The organism is Streptomyces sp. NPDC007162 (assembly GCF_040634175.1).
Lineage (GTDB): Bacteria > Actinomycetota > Actinomycetes > Streptomycetales > Streptomycetaceae > Streptomyces.
In genome coordinates this window covers 1-6,510 of record NZ_JBEYFC010000499.1, presented here as the reverse complement: position 1 = coordinate 6,510, position 6,510 = coordinate 1, and the positions used below count along the sequence as shown (strand labels likewise).

The following is a 6,510-nucleotide window of genomic DNA, read 5'->3' as shown; positions in this document are numbered from 1 at the left end:
GACCAGATCTTCCCCATCCTCCCGGACCGCCCCGCGTCTCGGGACAGGGCGAGTTCTTCGAAGGCGCGATGACGGCGGGTTATCCCTCCGACGCCACCGAGAACGCCGTCCAGGCCAGTATCACCGCCGCCGGGTACGGAACGTCGGGCGGCGGTGGCGGTGTCACCGGTGCGCTGCACGCGGTGGGCGCGGGCAAGTGCCTGGAAGTACCCGGCAGTTCGACGACTCCGGGCACGCAGGCGCAGATCCGGGACTGCTCCGGCGGGGCCAACCAGACCTGGTCCGAGAGCACCTCCGGTGAGCTGGCCGTCTCCCTCGGCGGCAACCGCCTGTGCCTGGACGCCTCCGGGCAGGGCACCAGCCCCGGCACGAAGGTCATCACCTGGACCTGCAACGGCCAGAGCAACCAGCAATGGACGCTCAACGCCGGCGGCACCGTCACCAGTGCCCAGTCCGGGCTGTGCCTGGACGTGTCGGGCGCCGCCACCGCCAACGGAACCCCCGTACAGCTGTGGACCTGCAACGGCCAGTCCAACCAGAAATGGACGCTGAACTGACCCCGTGAGTCCATGCGCCCGACCCCGGGGCGGCGGCTCCCACCGCCGCCCCTGCTCAGGAGGACCCGATGAGGATGAGAGCGAGACCCGGACGTGCGGCACTGGTGAGCGGCATCGTCCTGGCACTCGTCATGGCGCTGCTGACGACGGCCCCGAGCCAGGCCGCCGCGGGCACGTCGCTGCGCGTCGACCTGGCCTCGCCCCGGGGACCGTCGACCGGCGTGGGGGAGGGGTTCCTCTACGGCATCAGCCAGGACGGCACGCAGCCCGTCGACCAGTTCCTCCAGCCGCTGGGCATCAACGCGTTCCGCGGCGGCGGATGGTTCTCCGGCGGCTGGATCAAGGACGGCTACCAGTACGGGTCCGCGACCCGGGCCGACCTCGACTCGATCACCGCGCAGGCCCGGCGACTCACCCGGCCGCCCTACCACGCGCAGTACCAGGTGCTGGTCAGTGACATCTACGGCGTCAACGGCGGCCAGCCCTCGAACACCAGATACCCGTGCGACAACGGCGACTGCTCGAACTGGATCAGCTTCATCGACTCCACGGTGGGGGCCCTTCAGGCGTCAGGGCTCACGTTCTCCTACGACATCTGGAACGAGCCGGACATCTCCGTGTTCTGGACCCGGGGTGTCAACAGCGCCCAGTACTTCCAGATGTGGGACACCGCCTACCGGGAGATCCGGCGCATCGCCCCCGGGGCGAAGATCGTGGGACCGTCCCTCGCCTTCACCCCGCAGCGCAACCCGGGGGAGTGGGGGACCTGGCTCGCGCACGTGAAGGCCGCCGGCACCGTCCCCGACATGATCAGCAACCACAACGAGGGTGACGTCGACGACCCCGTCACCGTCGCGCAGAGCCTGCGCACCGCGCTGAGCTCGGCGGGCATCGGTCCACTGCCTCTGTCCTCGAACGAGTACCAGCCCGCCGACCGGCAGACCGCCGGCGTGACGGCCTGGTACCTGGCCCGGTTCGCGCAGTCCGGATACACCAACGCCATGCGCGGCAACTGGGTGTGCTGCGTCACGCCGAACCTGACGGGAGTGCTCACCCAGAGCGGAGGCACCTGGCAGCCGACCGGCAACTGGTGGGCGCTGCGGGACTACGCGGACATGACCGGAACCCTGGTGGACACCTCCGGCCAGGTCGGCTCCACGGCCGTAGCCGCCTCGGAGGACTCCGCCGCCGAACGCGCCGTGGCGCTCATCGGCGACTCCAACGGCTACACCGGGGGCGCCTCCGTCACGTTCGACGGACTGTCCTCGGTGCCCTGGCTGACCAACGCGGGCAACGTCCACGTCACCGTGCACCGCATCCCGGACCAGGCCCCGCTGAGTGCGCCGGGGACCGTGTACGACCAGAACGTGAGCGCATCCGGTGGCTCGCTCACCGTACCGCTCACCTTCCAGGGCTCGCACGACGCGTTCGCCGTCTATCTGACCCCGGCTTCCGCCGACGGTACGGGCTTCCCGGACGGCTACCACCCACTCGTCGTCGCGGACGATAACCTCTGCCTTGACGTCTACGGCAACTCCACCACCGTGGGCGCCGTGGTCGACCAGTGGACCTGCAACGGGCAGGACAACCAGCGCTTCCTGTTCGTGCCGGCCTCCGACGGCTACGGCGAACTGCGCGCCCAGCACTCCGGCCAGGACGTGGCGGTCGCGGGCGGTTCCACGACGGCCGGCACCCCGGACATCGTGCAGCAGGCCCCCGGCACCGCCGCCAACGCCCTCTGGCTGCCCGTGCGCCAGTCGGACGGCTCGTACACCTTCCAGAACCGCAACAGCGGCCTGTGCCTGGACGTCTACGGCGCCGGCAGCACCGCGGGACAGCAACTGGACCAGTGGCAGTGCAAGAACGCGCCGGGCACCAACCAGAACTTCATCGTCCGCTGAGACCGCACCCGACGCGGACTCCACCGACCTGCGAAAGGAAACCACCGTGTCAGCAATCAGACGGCTGCTGCGGCGCCTGCGCGCCTCGACCGCCGTGCTCACGGGCCTCCTCCTGGCCGTCGGCGGCCTCGTCGGCACCGTCGCCGCCCCGGCGCACGCCGCCACCTCCCTCACCATCAACGGCGCGTCCGGAGGGCGGACCTTCGACGGCGTCGGCGCGATCAGCGGCGGCGGAGGAAACAGCAGGCTCCTGATCGACTACCCCGAGCCCCAGCGCGGTCAGATCCTCGACTACCTCTTCAAGCCCGGCTACGGGGCCTCGTTGCAGATCCTCAAGGCCGAGATCGGCGGGGACACCAACTCCACCTCCGGCGCCGAGCCCAGCCACCAGCACACCCGTTCCGACCTGAACTGCGACCGTGGTTACGAATGGTGGCTGATGGAGCAGGCCAAGGCCCGCAACCCGGACATCAAGCTCTACGGCCTCGCCTGGGGTGCGCCGGGCTGGATCGGCGGCGGGAACTTCTGGTCCACAGACATGGTCAACTACCTGGTCTCCTGGCTGGGTTGCGCCAAACAGCACGGCCTCACCATCGACTACCTCGGCGGCTGGAACGAGCGCGGCTACAACGTCTCCTGGTACGAGCAACTGCGCAGCGCGCTCAACTCCAACGGCTACGGCAGCGTCAAGATCGTCGCCGCCGACTCGGACTGGACCGTGGCCAACGACGTCGACTCCAACTCGGCGTTCGCCGCCGCGGTGAGCGTCATCGGCACGCACTACCCCTGCGGTTACCGCTCCTCCCAGTCCAACTGCTCGGTGCCGGCGGCCGCCACGACGTCCGGCAAGCCCCTGTGGGCCAGTGAGAACGGCTCGGACGACTACAACGGGGGAGCCCCCGCCATGGCGCGCGGCATCAACCGCGGATACATCGACGGCAGGATGACCGCGTACCTCAACTGGCCGGTCGTCGCGGCGATCACGCCGAACCTGCCCTACCCCACCATGGGCCTCGCCCTTGCCTCCCAGCCATGGTCCGGTCACTACGTGATCGGCAAGAACACCTGGGTGATGGCGCACACCAGCCAGTTCACCGCCCCCGGCTGGAAGTACCTCGACTCCTCCAGCGGCTACCTCGGCGGCAACCGGAACAACGGCAGCTACGTCTCGCTGAAGTCCCCGAACAACTCCGACTACTCCACCGTCATCGAGACGATGGACGCCGGCAGCGCCCAGACCCTGAACTTCGACGTCACCGGTGGCCTGTCCGGCGGAACCGTCCACGTCTGGTCGACCGACGTCAACTCCTCGAACCCGGCCGACTACTTCGTGCACACCGCCGACGTCACCCCCTCCGGCGGAGGCTTCAGCCTGACCGTGCAGCCCCATCACGTCTACACCCTGACCACCACCACCGGACAGGGCAAGGGCACCGCCACAGGCCCCGCCCAGGGCGCCATGAGCCTGCCGTACCAAGACACCTTCGACGGCTACACCACCGGCACGGAGGCGAAGTACCTCATGGACTGGCAGGGCGCCTTCGAGGTGACGGCCTGCGGCGGTGGCCGCGGCGGCAAGTGCGTGCGCCAGATGAGTCCGCAGAAGCCGATCACCTGGGACGCGCTGTCCGATCCACACGCCCTGCTCGGTGACGTGGGTTGGAGCAACTACACCGTCTCGTCGGACGTGCTGCTGGAACAGCCGGGATACGCCGAGCTGATCGGCCGTGCGAACGGCCAGGACTACAGCAGCACCGGCGGTCTGAACGCCTACCACCTGAGGGTGAGCGACACCGGTGCCTGGTCGATCCTGAACTCGGGCACCAACGGCAACGTCTCCACCCTCGCCCGTGGGACGACCACGGCGCTGGGCACCAACCGGTGGCACACCCTCGCCCTCACCTTCTCCGGAAGCACCATCAGCGCCGTCATCGACGGCTCCACGGTCGGCTCCGCCACCGACCGCACCTGGGCCGGCGGACAGGTCGGCTACGCGACCAGCCAGGGCGAGACGGCACAGTTCGACAACCTCTCCCTCACCCCCGGAAGCGGTGGTGGAGGAGGCGGTACGACCGGTCCGATCGTCGGCGCCGCCTCCGGCCGGTGCGTGGACGTGCCCAACCAGTCGCAGACGCCGGGAACCCAGGTGGAGCTGTGGGACTGCAACGGCGGCAGCAACCAGCAGTGGACGAGCACCCCGGCCGGTGAACTGCGGGTCTACGGCAACGCCTGCCTGGACGCGGCGGGCAGCGGTACCAGCCCCGGCACCAAGGTCGACATCTCGGGCTGCACCGGGGGCGGCAACCAGAAGTGGACGCTCAACGCCGACGGCACGATCACCGGCGCCCAGTCGGGCCTGTGCCTGGACGGCACCGGCGCGGGAACAGCCAACGGCACCCTGCTGGAGCTGTGGACCTGCACCGGCGCCGGCAACCAGAAGTGGACGCGGGAGTGACCGGCACCGACTGAGACCGCTCACCCCGTCACCTGACCCTGAAGGGCCCCCACATGACGTTCTCCCCCCACCCGCTCAGCCGACGCCGCCTGCTTGCGGCGACCGGCGCGGCCACGGCCGCCGGCCTGCTGCGGTTCGCCCCTCAGGCCGCCGCCACCGACGGCCCCGCGAGCTACACCGCCACCTGGTCCTCCGTCGACCAGCACCCCCCGGCCCCCGCCTGGTTCAAGGACGCCAAGTTCGGCATCTACTACCACTGGGGCGCCTTCAGCGTCCCCGCGTACGGCAACGAGTGGTATCCGCGCAACATGTACATCGGCGGCTCGAGCGAGAACCAGCACCACATCGCCACCTACGGCGACCCCTCGGTATGGCCGTACCAGAACTTCCTCGACGGCGCTCGCGACAAGGCGGGCAACTTCGTGCAGTTCGCCCCGAAACCGGTGTCCCAGGGCGGCAACTGGGACCCGGACGCCTGGGCCCGGCTGTTCAAGTCCGCGGGCGCCAGGTTCGCCGGCCCGGTCGCCGAACACCACGACGGCTTCTCCATGTGGAACAGCCGCGCCAACCCGTGGAACTCCGTACAGCACGGCCCCCGACTCGACCTGGTCGCCCTGCACGCCCAGGCGATCCGCGCCCAGGGCCTGAAGTTCATGGCCTCGCTCCACCACGCCTACCACTTCAACGGCTACTACGACCACGTGCCGTCCCAGTCCGACCCGGCCCTGCGCATTCTCTACGGGCAACAGGGCTCGGCAGCGGAGAACAAGCTCTGGTACGACAAGCTCGTCGAGGTCATCGACGGCTACCAGCCCGACCTGCTCTGGCAGGACTTCGACCTGAACCTGGTCCAGGAGTCCTACCGGCTGCAGTTTCTCGCGCACTACTACAACCAGGCGGTCGCCTGGAACAAGGACGTGGTCGCGACCTACAAGGACGGGCTCGACAACCAGGGCGAGGTCTTCGATTTCGAGCGCGGAGGCCCGGCGGGACTGCTCACCCCCTACTGGCTGACCGACGACAGCATCTCCTCCTCCAGCTGGTGCTACACGGTCGGCATCGGCTACTACACGACGCAGGCGCTGCTGCACTCGCTGATCGACCGGGTCAGCAAGGGCGGCACCATGCTGCTGAACATCGCGCCCATGGCCGACGGCGCCATCCCCTCCGGTCAGCAGTCGATCCTGCTCGCCATGGGGGACTGGCTCGGCCGCTTCGGCGAGGCGGTCTACGGCACCCGCTCCTGGGCCGGCTACGGCGAGGGTCCCACCAAGATGGGCGGAGGCTCCTTCAGCGGACCGGTGGCAGGAAAACCGCAGGACGTCCGCTTCACCCGCAGCCAGGACAACAAGGTCCTCTACGCCACCATGCTGGGCTGGCAGGGCGCCACCATGACCGTCACCACGCTGAACTCCAACCAGATCAACCTCAGCAGCCTGACCGGCGCCCAGCTGCTGAACAACGCCGCCGGCACGTACGTCAACCTGCCCGCACCCACCCAGGACGCCTCCGGCCTGCACCTGGCCATGCCCTCGGCGAACCCGCCGTTCACCGCCCTGGCGTACACGGTCAAGCTCACCTTCTCCGGTGACATCCC

At 69.2% G+C, this 6,510-nt stretch carries 4 protein-coding genes; all 4 read left to right on the top strand.

Features of this window, described 5'->3' with window-relative positions:
• On the top strand, positions 1 to 557 hold a 557-nt coding region (locus tag ABZ646_RS37290), incomplete at its 5' end, for a lectin (RefSeq protein ID WP_360529334.1).
• A 68-nt stretch (positions 558 to 625) separates the two neighbouring features.
• On the top strand, positions 626 to 2,458 hold the full coding sequence (locus tag ABZ646_RS37285; protein WP_360529331.1) for an RICIN domain-containing protein: 1,833 nt from the start codon (positions 626 to 628) through the stop codon (positions 2,456 to 2,458).
• Positions 2,459 to 2,504: 46 nt separating this feature from the next.
• Positions 2,505 to 4,913, top strand: coding sequence for a ricin-type beta-trefoil lectin domain protein (locus ABZ646_RS37280; RefSeq protein WP_360529328.1), 2,409 nt, complete (start codon positions 2,505 to 2,507; stop codon positions 4,911 to 4,913).
• 53 nt (positions 4,914 to 4,966) lie between these two features.
• The coding region (locus tag ABZ646_RS37275) for an alpha-L-fucosidase (RefSeq protein ID WP_360529325.1) at positions 4,967 to 6,510 on the top strand (1,544 nt) is incomplete at its 3' end.